This is a genomic window from Enterobacter sp. 2VL, from assembly GCF_005503595.1.
GTDB lineage: Bacteria > Pseudomonadota > Gammaproteobacteria > Enterobacterales > Enterobacteriaceae > Enterobacter > Enterobacter cancerogenus.
In genome coordinates this window covers 1-14872 of record NZ_SCNE01000008.1, presented here as the reverse complement: position 1 = coordinate 14872, position 14872 = coordinate 1, and the positions used below count along the sequence as shown (strand labels likewise).

Below are 14872 nucleotides of genomic sequence, written 5' to 3'. Positions count from 1 at the left end.
CCCATCAGGAGGTTCCAGCAATGGCGACACCACGACTGACCCAGAAAGACATGACGGAAGCCGAGCAGCGCGAACTCAAAACGCTTCTTGACCGCGCCCGCATCGCGCATGGCCGCACGCTGACCAACGCCGAAACCAATCAGGTTAAAAAAGAGTACATCGACAAGCTGATGGCGCAGCGCGACGCCGAAGCAAAAAAAGCCCGCAAACTGAAAAAAGAGCAGGCGTATAAACCCGATAAAGAGGCGACGTTTTCCTGGTCTGCCACAACCTCGACACGCGGAAGGCGCTAATTAGCGCCCTTTCTTTTTACGGCCCGGCTGCGCGAAGCGTTTCCCGTTCGCCGGCTTGCCTCGCCCTTTCTCTTCCGCTGGCGGAGCCTTTACCATCGGGCGTTTAATGGCCTGGGTTTTCGGTTTGGCTTTGGCCTTCGGCTTCGCTTCGGACGACGAATTTTCGATAAGCCTGAACAGCTCGATCAGCTCGTCATCCGTTAAATCACGCCACTCGCCCAGCGGAATGCCGGACAGGCTCACGTTCATGATGCGGGTGCGCTCCAGCTTCGTCACGTCATACCCAAAGTGCTCGCACATGCGGCGGATCTGACGGTTCAGACCCTGCACCAGGGTAATGCGAAACGCAAACGGCGCTTCTTTTTTTACTTTGCACTTCTTCGTTACGGTGCCCAGAATCGGCACCCCCGCGCCCATACCACGGATGAACTCGTCCGTGACCGGCTTGTTCACCGTCACGATGTACTCTTTCTCGTGATCGTTACCGGCGCGCAGAATTTTGTTCACCAGGTCGCCGTGGTTGGTGAGAAAAATCAGCCCCTGAGAGTCTTTATCCAGACGCCCAATCGGGAAGATGCGGCTGCTGTGGTTAACAAAATCCACAATATTGTCCCGCTCGCCATCTTCCGTGGTACTGACGATACCAACCGGTTTGTTCAACGCGATAAATACCAGGTCTTCTGCATCACGCGGTTCAATGAGCTGACCATTCACTTTGACCACATCGCCAGGAACAACCTGGTCGCCGATGGTGGCGCGTTTGCCGTTGAGGAACACGTTACCTTGTTCAATGTAACGGTCCGCCTCGCGACGTGAGCAGATCCCGCTCTCGCTAATGTATTTGTTTAATCGGGTTGATTGAGTTGGCAGCATAGTTTCTCCTGTGAAGGGCGAAATATACCTTAGGTTTGGGCTGGTAAAAAGATTAGCCCACGGTAACTGAGACAGGTTTTCCAAGTTTACTCAGCATCATGACCAGCGTATCAAGCGTAAACTTGCTCGTTTTAAGGTTCACAACATCGGAGACACGTGGGCGGGAGACGTTCAGTCTTGCCGCTGCGTCAGCCTGGCGCAGCTTGTTTTCAGCGATCCACGTGGAGATTTCCAGCATAAGCTGTCGCTTGATCGCCAGCAGTTGCTCCACTTCCTTGCCAGCTTTTTCCCGTAACCGTTCAGCCTCATCCCTGTCAAACCCCAGCTCGGCAAAAATGTTGGCGTCTGCCGCCGTCACATGGCGAATTTTAGTATCAATGTTCTTTCCCATCTTTAACCCCTCCGGGCATCAAGCACCGCATGCAAACGTACCTTTGCAATCTGTTTATCCTGGCCTGAAGTCCTCTGTGTTTTCTTGTTAAAGCAATGAAGTACATACACAGCGTCGTCAAAACGGGCCAGGTAAAGAATACGAAATGCCCCTGTATTTCCCCGAAGCCGAATTTCAGCAACGCCTTTGCCAATCTCTGACATGGGCTTCCAGTCTGCGGCCTCCAGACCAGACTGCAGGCGGTGCAGTTGATAACCCGCGTCTCTTCGAATCTCTTCCGGGAAGCCGAGCAAATCGTCGTACGCACTTCCCATCCATGCGATAGGCCGCATTGCCGACCTTTGTGAAAGCATACCACATCCTTGTATAAAATTTTATACACCCAAAAACATTAAAACGTCGCAGCGCGGATAAGTGCTTTACCCGCGATGCAACGTTACAGTTGGGAAAGGATGTCGTCACGCCTGACGAAAGCAAACTGCGAGGCGCTTTCAGAGATTAATACTCATCCCGCTCGTCATCTTCGTCCGGCTGCTCCATTACGCTGTAGGCCACCGCGCAGAACAGCGAGTTAAGACGTTTCATATCGCCCAGCAGCCCCAGGTGCAGGGAGCTGGTCTCAATGCTCTGCACGTTTTGCTGATGCAGACGCTCAACGTGGGCGTGCGAATAGCGGCGGTTGAGAATGCGGAAGCGGTGCTTGTTGCGCCGCAGCCGACGCGCGCTCGGTACGTCGCTGGAGAAGAAGACCGACAGCGCCAGCTTCAGGTTGCTGACCAGCTGCTCATGCAGCGCCTCCAGCTCCTTAAGCCCTTCAACGGAGAAGGCGCGACGCGCGGCAAGGGATTTATCCGCAATTTCACTGCCCATGCGCTCGACGATATCTGAGGCCTGCTCCAGGTTGAGGGACATTTCGATGATTTCCGCCCAGCGGCGGGACTCCTCTTCCGCCAGCTCGTCCTGCGGGATGCGCGCCAGATAGAGCTTGATCGCGGTATAGAGCACGTTGATGTCGTCGGCCAGCTTTCGCAGCTCTTTCTCCTCGCGCGGCTCGCCATGCATCACTTTTTGCAGCCCTTCGAGCATGGTTTCCATCGCATCGCCCATGCGCAGCGTTTCGCGGGCGGCGTTGGCAATAGCCAGCGCCGGGGTATCCAGCACGGAGGTATCAAGGTGCTTCGGTTTCAGGCGGGCGTCCAGCTCGGGTTCATCCCGAATGAGGCGCTCGCAGAAACGGGCCATCGGCGCGGCGAAGGGGACCATCGCCAGGCAACGCACCAGGTTGTAGAAGACGTGGAAATAGATCACCAGCTCGGCTTTCGGCAGCGGCAGGTTGTCCATCAGGTTCGCCAGCGGATGGACAAACGGCAGGATAATCAGGCTGCCCACCAGCTTAAACAGCAGGCTACCGAGCGCCACGCGGCGTGCGGCGGCGTTGGCGGCGCTGTTGTTGAGCATCGCCAGCAGGCCCGAACCAAGGTTGGCACCGATCACCAGACAGAGCGCCACCGGGAAGGAAATGACCCCTGCGGCGGTAAGCGTCGCGGTCAGCAGCACGGCTGCCAGGCTCGAGTAGCTGACGATGGCGAACACCGCGCCGATGAGCGCATCCAGCATGATATCGCCGGTCAGGGAGGCAAAGATGACCTGCACCCCGTTGGCCTGGGTGATCGGCGTGACCGCCTGCACAATCAGTTCCAGTGCCAGCAGGATCAGCCCAAGGCCAATGCCCACGCGGCCAAGCTGCCCGGCACGGCTCTGCTTACGACTCAGGAAGAAAATCACGCCGATAAATATCAGCAGCGGCGACAGCCAGGAGAGATCGAAGGTCAGCACGCGCGCCATTAGCGCGGTCCCGACGTCGGCACCGAGAACAATCACCAGCGCCGGGGCGAGCGCCACCAGATCCTGCGCCACAAACGAGGTGACGAGCATGGTGGTCGCATTACTGCTTTGCACCAGCGCCGTTACGCCGATGCCCGCGCAAAAGGCGAGCGGCTTCTTCTCAACGCTGCCGCTGAGAACGGTGCGTAAACGCGCGCCAAACACGCGCATCACGCCGGTGCGGACAATATGAGTGCCCCACACCAGCAGTGCGACTGCAGAGAGCAGATGTAACAACGTCAGCACGGAAAGTGTTCCTCCTTATCGTTATCTGTTTTCCTGAGGTTTACTGCGCGCTGTCTTGCCGGATGGCGGTTACGCCTTATCCGGCCTACGCACAGGACCGGTAAGCGCAGCGCCACCGGGCAGTATGGCCAGAACCTTCTTCCAGTATAAGGGTTTAAATGTAAGAAAGAGACAGGACACCCTGGAGGTGCCCTGTTTGTTGTAAGGAAAGGTGACGTCAGTCTGCGTCGTAGCCCAGATTAGGGGCTAACCAGCGCTCCACTTCCGACACGCTCATCCCTTTGCGCAGGGCGTAGTCTTCTACCTGATCGCGCTGAAGCTGTGCCACCGCAAAGTATTTGCTGTCCGGATGGCTGAAGTACCAGCCGGAGACAGACGCGCCCGGCCACATGGCGAAGGACTCGGTGAGCTTCATCCCGGTATGCGCCTCCACGTCCAGCAGTTTCCAGATCGTCCCCTTCTCGGTGTGCTCCGGGCAGGCAGGATAGCCCGGTGCCGGACGAATGCCCTGATAGTTTTCGCGGATCAGCTCTTCGTTGCTGAGGTTTTCATTCGCCGCGTAGCCCCAGTGCACCTTGCGCACGCGCTCGTGCAGATATTCGGCGAAGGCTTCCGCCAGACGGTCGGCAATCGCTTTGATCATGATTTTATTGTAATCATCATGCTGCGCGTCGAACGCCTCTGCCAGCGCGTCCTCTTCCAGCCCACCGGTCACGGCAAACGCGCCGATATAGTCGGCTTTACCGCTTAACTTCGGTGCGACGAAATCCGCCAGGCAGTAGTTGGCAAAGCCCACTTTCTCCGTTTGCTGGCGCAGGTGATGGCTCACTGCCAGCACGTGGGTGCGGGTTTCATCGCGATAAATTTCGATATCGTCCCCCACGCGGTTCGCCGGGAACAGGCCCACCACGCCGCGCGGGTTGAGCGTTTTCTCCGCGCTCAGCCTGTCGAGCATGTCGTTGGCATCGTTAAACAGTCGTTTTGCCTCTTCGCCCACCACCTCATCTTCCAGGATGCGCGGGTATTTGCCTGCCAGCGACCAGGTCATAAAGAACGGCGTCCAGTCGATGTAGTTGCGCAGCGTTTCAATGCTGGCAGTGACGTCCTGCACGCCCAGACGATGCGCCACCGGCGGCGTATAGGCTGACCAGTCGAATGCCAGATCGTTTTCACGCGCCGCCTGAAGCGAGACCGGTGGGGTGCGCGGTTTCTTGCGCCCGTGCTGGATGCGCACGGTTTCGTACTCTTTTCGGGTACGCGCCACGAACTCATCGCGCTGGGTGTCGGACAGCAGCGCGGACACCACGCCCACGGTGCGCGAGGCGTTCTGCACATACACCGTCGGCCCGCTGTAGTTCTGTTCGATTTTCACCGCCGTGTGCGCTTTTGAGGTGGTCGCCCCGCCGATCAGCAGCGGAATAGTAAAGCCCTGACGCTCCATCTCTTTGGCAACGAAGACCATCTCGTCCAGCGACGGGGTAATCAGCCCGGAGAGGCCAATCAGGTCGGCGTTCACTTCCCGCGCGGTTTTGAGGATTTTATCCGCCGGGACCATCACGCCGAGATCGATAATCTCGTAGTTGTTACACTGCAAAACCACGCCGACGATATTCTTGCCGATGTCGTGCACGTCGCCCTTGACGGTGGCGATCACCATCTTGCCGTTGCTGGAGCCTTTCTCTTTGCTGGCTTCGATGTACGGCTCAAGGTAGGCCACCGCCTGTTTCATCACGCGTGCGGACTTCACCACCTGCGGCAGGAACATTTTGCCTTCGCCAAACAGGTCGCCGACCACGTTCATGCCGTCCATCAGCGGGCCTTCAATCACTTCTATCGGGCGCGTTGCCTGCTGGCGGGCCTCTTCGGTGTCGAATTCAATAAATTCGGTGATGCCTTTAACCAGCGAATACTCCAGACGCTTTTTCACGTCCCAGGCGCGCCACTCGGCCTGCTGAACGTTTACCGCCTCATCGGATTTACTGCCGCGGTATTTCTCGGCCAGATCCAGCATGCGTTCGGTAGCGTCGTCGCGACGGTTAAGGATCACATCCTCCACCGCGTCGCGCAGTTCGGCGGGCAGGTCGTCATAAATGGCCAGTTGCCCGGCGTTGACGATGCCCATGTCCATCCCGTTACGGATGGCGTAGTAAAGGAACACGGCGTGGATCGCCTCGCGTACCGGGTCGTTACCGCGAAACGAGAACGAGACGTTGGAGACGCCGCCGGAGATCAGCGCGTGCGGCAGCTCGCGTTTGATGTCTTCGCACGCGCCGATAAAGTCCTGCGCGTAGTTATTGTGTTCTTCAATGCCGGTTGCCACGGCGAAGATGTTCGGGTCGAAGATGATGTCTTCCGGCGGGAAGCCCACCTCTTCGGTCAAAATTTTATACGCGCGGCGGCAGATCTCAATTTTGCGCTCGCGGGTATCGGCCTGGCCGACTTCGTCAAAGGCCATCACCACCACGGCGGCGCCGTAGCGACGTACCTGCTTCGCATGATGGATAAAACTCTCGACGCCCTCTTTCATCGAAATCGAGTTAACGATGCCTTTGCCCTGAATACACTTCAGCCCTTTTTCGATGACGTCCCATTTGGAGGAGTCGATCATGATCGGCACGCGGGCGATGTCCGGCTCACCGGCGATCAGGTTCAGGAAACGCACCATCGCCGCTTCGGCGTCGAGCATCCCCTCATCCATGTTGATATCGATAATCTGCGCGCCGCTCTCCACCTGCTGACGCGCCACGTCCAGCGCTTCACTGTATTTCTCTTCTTTAATCAGTCGCTTGAACTTTGCAGAACCGGTCACGTTAGTACGCTCGCCCACGTTCACAAACAGGCTGTCGTCGCCGATGGTTAACGGCTCAAGACCGGAGAGACGGCAGGCAACCGGAAGCTCAGGCAGCTTACGCGGCGGTAGCCCTGCCACCGCGTTACTCATGGCGGCGATGTGCTCCGGCGTGGTGCCGCAGCAGCCGCCAACGATGTTCAGGAAGCCAGACTCGGCCCACTCGCGGATTTGCGCCGCCATGGTGTCCGCATCCAGATCGTATTCGCCAAAGGCGTTTGGCAGCCCGGCGTTCGGGTGCGCGGTGACGTAGCACTCCGCGATGCGGGACAACTCCTGCACATACTGGCGCAGTTCGTCTGGCCCCAGCGCGCAGTTCAGGCCGAAGGTTAGCGCGTCGGCATGGCGCAAAGAGTTGTAAAACGCCTCCGTCGTCTGGCCGGAGAGCGTGCGCCCGGAGGCGTCGGTGATGGTGCCGGAAATCATGATCGGCAGGTCCACGCCCAGCGCCTCGAACTCCGCTTTCACCGCGTAGATGGCGGCCTTAGCGTTAAGGGTGTCGAATACCGTTTCAATCAGGATCAGGTCGGACCCGCCTTCCACCAGCGCTTTGGTCGATTCCCGGTAGGCGACCACCAGCTGGTCAAAAGTGATATTACGAAACGCCGGATCGTTCACGTCCGGTGAGATCGACGCGGTGCGGTTCGTCGGGCCAAGCACACCGGCAACGTAGCGCGGTTTGTCCGGCGTGCGGGCGGTCCATTCATCGGCGCAGGCGCGCGCCAGCTTTGCCGCCTCGAAGTTAATCTCCGCCGACAGGGATTCCATGTGGTAATCCGCCATGGCGATGGTTGTCGAGTTAAAGGTGTTGGTTTCAACGATATCGGCACCCGCCTCAAAGTAGGCGTTGTGGATATCGGCAATCACCTGCGGTTTACTTAACACCAGCAGGTCATTGTTGCCTTTGAGATCGCATGGCCAGTCGGCAAAGCGTTCGCCGCGGAAATCGTCTTCACTGAGGCGATAGCCCTGGATCATGGTGCCCATGCCACCGTCCAGCACCAGAATTCGTTCATTTAACTGCGCACGCAGTTGCTCTACTTTGCTGCTCACACTTGCTCCCGACAACGCTCAACATGGCCAAAAGGCTGCGGTCCATACTGGCATATTCTCGCAGGGCGGAAAAGTCACTCAGCGGTAACATGAGACATGTTCACCATCACTCCTCCGATCAGTCAGGATACGGTTGCAAATTCACCAAATAAAACGAAAATGATTTCCACGATACAGAAAAAGGAGTTGCCCATGGTCGCGACCGTTCCCGCTAAACGCGGCAGAAAACCTGCTGCCACCCCCTCAGCGCAACCCGGCGGGCAGGTTCAATCGCTGACACGGGGTTTGAAGCTGCTGGAATGGATAGCCGAATCGCACAGCAGCGTGGCCCTGACGGAACTGGCGCAGCAGGCCGGACTTCCCAACTCCACCACACACCGCCTGCTGACCACCATGCAGCAGCTGGGCTTCGTCCGCCAGGTCGGCGAGCTGGGGCACTGGGCGGTGGGCGCACATGCGTTTATCGTGGGGAGCAGCTTCCTGCAGAGCCGTAATCTGCTGGCGATTGTCCACCCTATTCTGCGCAAGCTGATGGAGGACTCCGGCGAGACGGTGAACCTGGCCGTGCTGGACCAGAGCGATCATCAGGCGGTCATTATCGACCAGGTCCAATGTACGCAGCTGATGCGCATGTCCGCCCCGATTGGCGGCAAGCTGCCGATGCACGCCTCCGGCGCGGGAAAAGCGTTTTTGTCGCAGCTCAGCGAAGAGCAGGTGACGGGGTTGCTGCACCGCAAAGGACTACACGCCTACACCCACGCCACCCTGGTTTCGCCGGTGCACCTGAAAGAAGATTTAGCCCTGACACGTAAGCGCGGCTATTCGTTTGATGACGAAGAGCACGCCCTGGGTCTGCGCTGCCTGGCGGCCTGTATTTTTGACGAGCATCGCGAGCCGTTCGCCGCCATTTCGATTTCCGGGCCGATCTCACGCATGACCGACGACCGCGTAACGGAGCTGGGCGCGCTGGTGATTAAGGCGGCGAAAGAGGTGACGCTGGCGTACGGTGGGATCCGTTAAGATGGGTTTGCCGGGAGGCGGCTACGCCTTACCCGGCCTACATTCGACCCTTCTGCTGGAGAAAACCGGATGCTAAACCGCTGCTTGCGGCGGTAGGCGTAAACGTCTTCAACGTGCCCGTTCTTGATCCGCGTTTGCAGTTCGCGCCAGTAGTCGGCGCGGAACAGGTCGTCGTGCATCTCCTCAAATAATGGCCTGATACGCGGGTCAGCGCACAGCCAGTGGCGAAACTCCTCGGGAAACACATCGCCCGGCGAGACGCTGTACCACGGCTCACCGGACAGCTCATCCTCCGGGTGGCGCGGCGGCGGAATATCGCGGAAATTCACCTCAGTCATATAGCAAATTTCATCGTAATCGTAGAACACCACCCTACCGTGGCGCGTCACGCCAAAGTTTTTAAACAGCATATCGCCAGGGAAAATATTGGCGGCGGCAAGCTGACGGATGGCGTTACCGTACTCTTCAATCGCATCGCGTAGCGCCTGGCCTTCTGACTGCTCAAGCCAGATATTGAGCGGCACCATGCGGCGCTCAATATAAAGGTGGCCAATCACGATTTTATCCCCCAGATCGGTGATCTTCCCCGGCGCTTCCTGCATTAACAGCGCCATCAGCGCCGGATCGATCTGCTGTTTATCCAGCACGAAATTTTCGAACTCCTGGGTATCGGCCATGCGTCCGACGCGGTCGTGCTCTTTCACCAGCTGATAGCAGGCGCGGACATGGGCGGCGGTCATCTCTTTCTGCGGGGCGAATGTGTCTTTGATGATCTTAAACACGCGGTCAAAGCCCGGCAGGGTGAAAACCAGCATCACCATCCCGCGGATGCCGGGGGCTTCGATAAATTGCTCATCCGCGCTGGCGATATAGTGAAGGTATTCCCGGTAACTTTCGGTTTTGGCGTGTTTCTGACAGCCAATCGCCATGTACAGCTCGGCGGTGGTTTTACCCGGCAGGATCTCGCGCAGCCATTCAACCAGCGCCGCAGGCAGCGGAGCGTATACCATGAAATAGGACCGGGCAAAGCCGAACACAATGCTGGCCTCTGCGCTGGTGGTCAGGCAGGTATCGATAAACAGTTCACCTTCATCGGTGCGGTGAATGGGCAGCAGAAACGGCACGGTGGCGGAGGGCGTAACCAGCTTGCCGACCAGCCAGGCCGCTTTATTGCGGTAGAAAAGTTCGTTGGCCACCTGTAAATGGCTGTTCCTGAACACCTCTGCGCCAAAGGTTTCGATGAGATGCGCGATGATATAGCCGATATCCCGGGTTTTATTTTCCCAGGGCAAACGCAGGGGCAGGTCCGTTAACACGCGATGGAGCAGGGGTTCCCAGCCGCGATCGGGAAAAAAATCTTTCGCCAGCGGGCGCGGGATAGTACGAAATCGGCGCTCCGGCTGGGAGCTGAAAATAAATAGCCGCTCGGGAGATAACGAGCGGTGGTCAAATAACCGGCAATAAACAGAGTTAAAAAAGCTCTCTGCAATCTCGAAGCGAGGGTAATCGGGCAACAATTGGGTGTATTGCTCTTTCACGCGCAGCAGAAATGCCGCGTCCGGACTTTTGCCGTCGGTGATACAGCGCAACTGCTCCACCACAAGCCCTACATGATGATCGTAGAGATGAATACGCTGCTTCATGGCCTGCTGAACCGCATGCCAGTCGGCCTGCTCGAAGCGCTGCTGCGCGCCCGAGGTGACCTCCAGAAAACGACCATACTGGGCGTCGAAGCCCTGCAAAATAGTCTGTGCTATCAGTAATTCCAGGCCACGCGGCATATTTTCCTCCAGTACCCCTCACCCTAACCCTCTCGCCCGGAGAGGGCCGGGATGAAGGGGAAATATCAGAACTGGGCTTCTTCAGTTGAACCCGTTAACGCGGTGACGGAGGAGGTTCCGCCCTGGATAATGGTGGTGACGTTATCGAAGTAGCCGGTTCCCACCTCCTGCTGGTGCGACACAAAGGTATAGCCGTCTTTGCCGGCGGCGAACTCTGGCTGCTGAACCTTCTCAACATAGTGCTTCATGCCCTCGCCCTGCGCGTAAGCGTGCGCCAGGTCGAACATGTTGAACCACATGCTGTGGATCCCCGCCAAGGTGATGAACTGGTATTTGTAGCCCATATCCGAGAGCTGCTGCTGGAAGCTGGCGATCGTCTCGTCGTCCAGTTTCTTCTGCCAGTTGAAGGACGGCGAGCAGTTGTAGGCCAGCAGTTTGCCCGGATATTTGGCATGGATGGCATCGGCAAAACGTTTAGCCAGCGCCAGGTCCGGCGTGGAGGTTTCACACCAGACCAGGTCAGCGTAAGGCGCATAGGCCAGGCCGCGGCTGATGGCCTGCTCTATACCCGCATGGGTGCGATAGAACCCTTCGCTGGTGCGCTCGCCGGTAATAAATTCGCTGTCGTACGGATCACAGTCAGAGGTGATCAGATCAGCCGCGTCCGCATCGGTACGGGCGATCACCAGCGTGGGCACGCCAAGCACGTCGGCTGCCAGACGCGCTGCAACCAGCTTCTGAATCGCTTCCTGTGTCGGAACCAGCACCTTGCCGCCCATGTGCCCACACTTCTTCACCGACGCCAGCTGGTCCTCGAAGTGAACGGCCGCTGCACCGGCTTCAATCATCGATTTCATCAGCTCGAATGCGTTGAGCACGCCGCCAAAACCGGCTTCTGCATCCGCAACGATCGGCAGGAAGTAGTCAACAAAGCGCGGATCGTTTGGCTCGATACCTGCCGCCCACTGGATCTGATCCGCACGGCGGAAGGTGTTGTTGATCCGATCCACCACCGACGGCACGGAGTTCGCCGGGTAGAGCGACTGATCCGGATACATACTGGAGGCCAGGTTGGCATCTGCTGCAACCTGCCAGCCTGAAAGATAGATGGCTTCAATCCCGGCCTTCGCCTGCTGTAGCGCCTGCCCCCCGGTCAGCGCGCCCAGGCTGTTGATGTAGCCTTTTTTGGCACCACCGTGCAGCAATGTCCACATTTTTGCCGCACCATGCTGTGCGAGCGTGCATTCCGGGTTGACCGAGCCGCGTAATTTCACCACTTCCTCTGCGCTGTAGGGGCGACGGATGCCTTCCCAGCGCGGTTGTGTCCACTCTTTCTGTAACTCTTCGATCTGTTGGGTACGGGTTTTCATGTGCAGATGCTCCATATTGTTATGTGGTGAATTACGCCAGGAAGCGGTAGCCCGGCAGGGTAAGGAAGTCGATTAAGTCATCTGAAGTAGTGATTTGCTCCATCAGGCGGGCAGCCTCGTTAAAGCGTCCGCTGCTGAAGCGGTGCTCACCCAACTCGTCCTGGATCACCCGCATCTCCTCAGCCAGCATCTGACGGAACAATTCTTTAGTGACGGGCTTACCGTTGCTGAGCGTTTTTTGGTGATGGATCCACTGCCAGATAGAGGTGCGTGAGATCTCCGCCGTAGCCGCATCTTCCATCAGGCCGTAGATTGGGACGCAGCCGTTACCGGAGATCCACGCCTCGATGTACTGCACGGCAACGCGAATATTGGCGCGCATGCCCTCTTCGGTGCGTTCGCCCTCGCATGGGGCGAGCAGCTGTTCTTCAGCCGTGAGAGCATCGTCTTCGCGAGTGACAAACAGCTGATTTTTGTTGTCGCCGAGCACGCGGTTAAATACCTCCATCGCCGTATCGGCCAGGCCCGGGTGGGCAATCCACGTACCGTCGTGACCATTGAGGGCTTCCAGCTCTTTATCGGCTTTTACCTTGTTGAGTACCTGATTGTTGCGCTCAGGGTCTTTGCTCGGGATAAACGCCGCCATACCGCCCATTGCAAAGGCGCCGCGCTTGTGGCAGGTCTTGATCAGCAGGCGCGAGTAGGCGCTCAGGAAGGGTTTATCCATGGTGACGACCTGACGATCCGGTAACACGCGGTCGGGATGGTTCTTCAGGGTTTTGATATAGCTGAAGATATAGTCCCAGCGCCCGCAGTTCAGGCCAACAATATGGTCACGCAGCGCGTGCAGGATTTCATTCATCTGGAATACGGCAGGCAGCGTTTCGATCAGCAGCGTGGCTTTGATGGTGCCGCGCGGCAGGTCGAAGCGATCCTCCGCATAGCTGAACACCTCACTCCACCAGGCAGCCTCCTGCCAGGCCTGCGTTTTCGGCAAATAGAAATAGGGGCCGCTGCCTTTCGCCAGCAGCTTTTTATGGTTGTGGAAGAAATAGAGTGCAAAATCAAACAGGCTGCCCGGGATGGCTTCTCCGCGCCAGGTAACATGCTTTTCAGGCAGGTGTAAACCGCGTACACGGCAGATCAGCACGGCCGGATCGGGTTTAAGCTGGTAGATTTTCCCGGCTTCGGTGGTGTAACTGATGGTGCCATTCACGGCGTCGCGCAGGTTAATCTGCCCCTCGATCACCTTACGCCAGTCGGGAGCCAGCGAGTCTTCAAAATCGGCCATAAACACTTTAACGTTGGCGTTCATGGCATTGATCACCATCTTGCGCTCGACCGGGCCGGTGATCTCGACGCGACGATCCTGTAAGTCTTCAGGGATACCGCGGATCGTCCACTCGCCGCGACGAATGGAAGCAGTTTCCGAAATAAAACCAGGCAGCTTCCCGTTATCAATTTCCTGCTGCTGGTGAACGCGTGCCGCCAGCAGTTTATTACGCTGCGGCGCAAAGCGTGTCACCAGCTCGGTCAGGAACTCGACGGCCTCCGGGGTCAATATCTGCTGTTCCTGCTCACCCTGCGGCTGGTTAAAGGCCAGTTCATCGGCTGTGGTTGCCTGCTCAGTCATCATTCTGCTCCTCATTAAAGATCCAAAAAACACACCCCCAATGCGAACGAAAGATCGTTGTGCGGTTTTCGCTCAGCAGAATTAAGACTATCTGTAATTTTTCTAAAATCAAAAACAATTTCCATTTTTAATTTTAAAGTTACTTAACCACTTGATTAAATTGATATTAAAGTTTTATTCATAGATGGTTTGGATTTCGGAAATAAAAAAGGCACCCGAAGGTGCCTGATATGGACAGCTGAAACGCTTTAGGATCGTTTCAGGTAGCGGATTACTCTAACGTTGGATTCATATGACGCAGATCGTATGGCGTGATCTGGTAGACGTAATAGTTGAGCCAGTTGGTGAACAGCAGATTTCCGTGGCTGCGCCAGGTCGCCCGGGGCGTGTTCTGCGGATCGTTTTTTGGGAAGTAGTTGTACGGGACATCCGGGTTAAGGCCCGCCTCGAGATCGCGGAAAAATTCGGATGCGAGGGTATCGGGATCGTATTCAGGATGGCCCGTGACAAAGGCGATACGTTTGTCTTTACTGGCGAACAGGTACGCATCCCCGTCTTCCGTTTCAGCGAGGATCTCAAGATCGGTATAATCGCGGATCAGCTGCGCCGGGAAGTCTGCGTAACGGGAGTGCGGCGCGAGGAAAGAATCGTCAAAACCGCGCGTCAGCAGCGCATGAGGGTGCAGGATATGGTGTTCGTATACGCCAGAGAGTTTTTCGGTGCGGGTTTGTTTAGGAATACCGTAGAGGATATTCAGTGCAGCCTGAACCGCCCAACAGACGAAAAGCGTGGAGGTGACGTGATCTTTTGCCCACTCCAGCACCTGTTTGATCTGCGGCCAATAGGCAACGTCATTGAACTCCACCAGACCCAGCGGCGCGCCGGTGACAATCAGCCCATCGAAGTTTTCATCGCGGATATCATCAAAGTTGCAGTAGAAGTTATTCAGATGCTCAGAAGGCGTGTTGCGCGACTCGCGGGCATCGATACGCAGCAGCTGGATATCAACCTGTAACGGAGAGTTGGAGAGCAGGCGCAGGAACTGGTTTTCTGTTTCAATCTTCTTTGGCATCAGATTGAGAATGAGCACCTTCAGCGGGCGAATTTCCTGACCTGTCGCGCGTGAAGCCGTCATGACAAAGACGTTCTCTTCACGTAAGAAATTGACGGCTGGTAGCTCGTCCTGCACCCGTATCGGCATATCGTTGAATCCTCAAAGCATACGTATAAACGTTTAGACATCCAGACAGCTAACGATACCGAGATCTGGCCTCAATGTCGAGTCTGCAAGAGGAAGGTGAGAAAGTTTCACGGAGGGAAATAAAGCCAAAAGCAAAAAACCCCGCACCTTACGGTACGGGGTTCTTCTTGTTTGATGCCTGGCAGTTCCCTACTCTCACATGGGGAGACCCCACACTACCATCGGCGCTACGGCGTTTCACTTCTGAGTTCGGCATGGGGTCAGGTGGGACCACCGCGC

General features: G+C 57.0%; 11 protein-coding genes and 1 rRNA gene. 2 read left to right on the top strand and 10 right to left on the bottom strand.

The features are described 5' to 3' along the window. Nucleotides 1-20 precede the first annotated feature (20 nt). Nucleotides 21-293 (top strand): YjbD family protein, encoded by a 273-nt coding sequence (locus FFS28_RS17290; RefSeq protein ID WP_006177505.1) that lies wholly within the window; start codon nt 21-23, stop codon nt 291-293. Here the strand turns inward: FFS28_RS17290 and rluF are convergent, their stop codons facing one another. The 5 genes from rluF to metH form a co-directional block, all read right to left on the bottom strand. Then, nucleotides 294-1166 (bottom strand): 23S rRNA pseudouridine(2604) synthase RluF, encoded by an 873-nt coding sequence (gene rluF, locus FFS28_RS17285; RefSeq protein WP_137903551.1) that lies wholly within the window; start codon nt 1164-1166, stop codon nt 294-296. Between the two features lie 52 nt (nt 1167-1218). Further along, nucleotides 1219-1557 carry a helix-turn-helix domain-containing protein gene (locus tag FFS28_RS17280; protein ID WP_088209287.1) on the bottom strand — a complete coding sequence of 113 codons (339 nt, stop codon included), beginning with the start codon at nt 1555-1557 and terminating at the stop codon, nt 1219-1221. 2 nt (nt 1558-1559) lie between these two features. Then, nucleotides 1560-1910: a type II toxin-antitoxin system RelE/ParE family toxin gene (locus FFS28_RS17275; RefSeq protein ID WP_137903550.1), complete on the bottom strand. Its 351-nt coding sequence runs from the start codon at nt 1908-1910 to the stop codon at nt 1560-1562. A gap of 145 nt (nt 1911-2055) precedes the next feature. After that, nucleotides 2056-3687 carry a Na/Pi cotransporter family protein gene (locus FFS28_RS17270; protein WP_006177529.1) on the bottom strand — a complete coding sequence of 544 codons (1632 nt, stop codon included), beginning with the start codon at nt 3685-3687 and terminating at the stop codon, nt 2056-2058. A gap of 217 nt (nt 3688-3904) precedes the next feature. Then, nucleotides 3905-7588, bottom strand: a complete 3684-nt coding sequence (gene metH / locus FFS28_RS17265) for a methionine synthase (RefSeq protein WP_137903549.1) — start codon at nt 7586-7588, stop codon at nt 3905-3907. A 192-nt stretch (nt 7589-7780) separates the two neighbouring features. On the opposite strand from metH, the gene iclR reads away from it, so the two are divergent. After that, a complete protein-coding gene (gene iclR, locus FFS28_RS17260) occupies nt 7781-8608 on the top strand; it encodes a glyoxylate bypass operon transcriptional repressor IclR (protein ID WP_137903548.1) in 828 nt (275 codons plus the stop codon). Here the strand turns inward: iclR and aceK are convergent. The 5 genes from aceK to rrf form a co-directional block, all read right to left on the bottom strand. Continuing rightward, on the bottom strand, nt 8605-10389 hold the full coding sequence (gene aceK / locus FFS28_RS17255; RefSeq protein WP_137903547.1) for a bifunctional isocitrate dehydrogenase kinase/phosphatase: 1785 nt from the start codon (nt 10387-10389) through the stop codon (nt 8605-8607). The two genes, iclR and aceK, sit on opposite strands and share 4 nt — an antisense overlap. 65 nt (nt 10390-10454) lie before the next feature. Beyond that, nucleotides 10455-11759 (bottom strand): isocitrate lyase, encoded by a 1305-nt coding sequence (aceA, locus tag FFS28_RS17250; protein WP_058610071.1) that lies wholly within the window; start codon nt 11757-11759, stop codon nt 10455-10457. A 31-nt stretch (nt 11760-11790) separates the two neighbouring features. Beyond that, nucleotides 11791-13392 carry a malate synthase A gene (gene aceB, locus FFS28_RS17245; RefSeq protein WP_137903612.1) on the bottom strand — a complete coding sequence of 534 codons (1602 nt, stop codon included), beginning with the start codon at nt 13390-13392 and terminating at the stop codon, nt 11791-11793. A 271-nt stretch (nt 13393-13663) separates the two neighbouring features. Further along, a complete protein-coding gene (metA, locus tag FFS28_RS17240; RefSeq protein WP_006177535.1) occupies nt 13664-14593 on the bottom strand; it encodes a homoserine O-acetyltransferase MetA in 930 nt (309 codons plus the stop codon). Nucleotides 14594-14769: 176 nt separating this feature from the next. After that, a 5S ribosomal RNA gene (gene rrf / locus FFS28_RS17235) occupies nt 14770-14872 on the bottom strand; the annotation flags it as partial.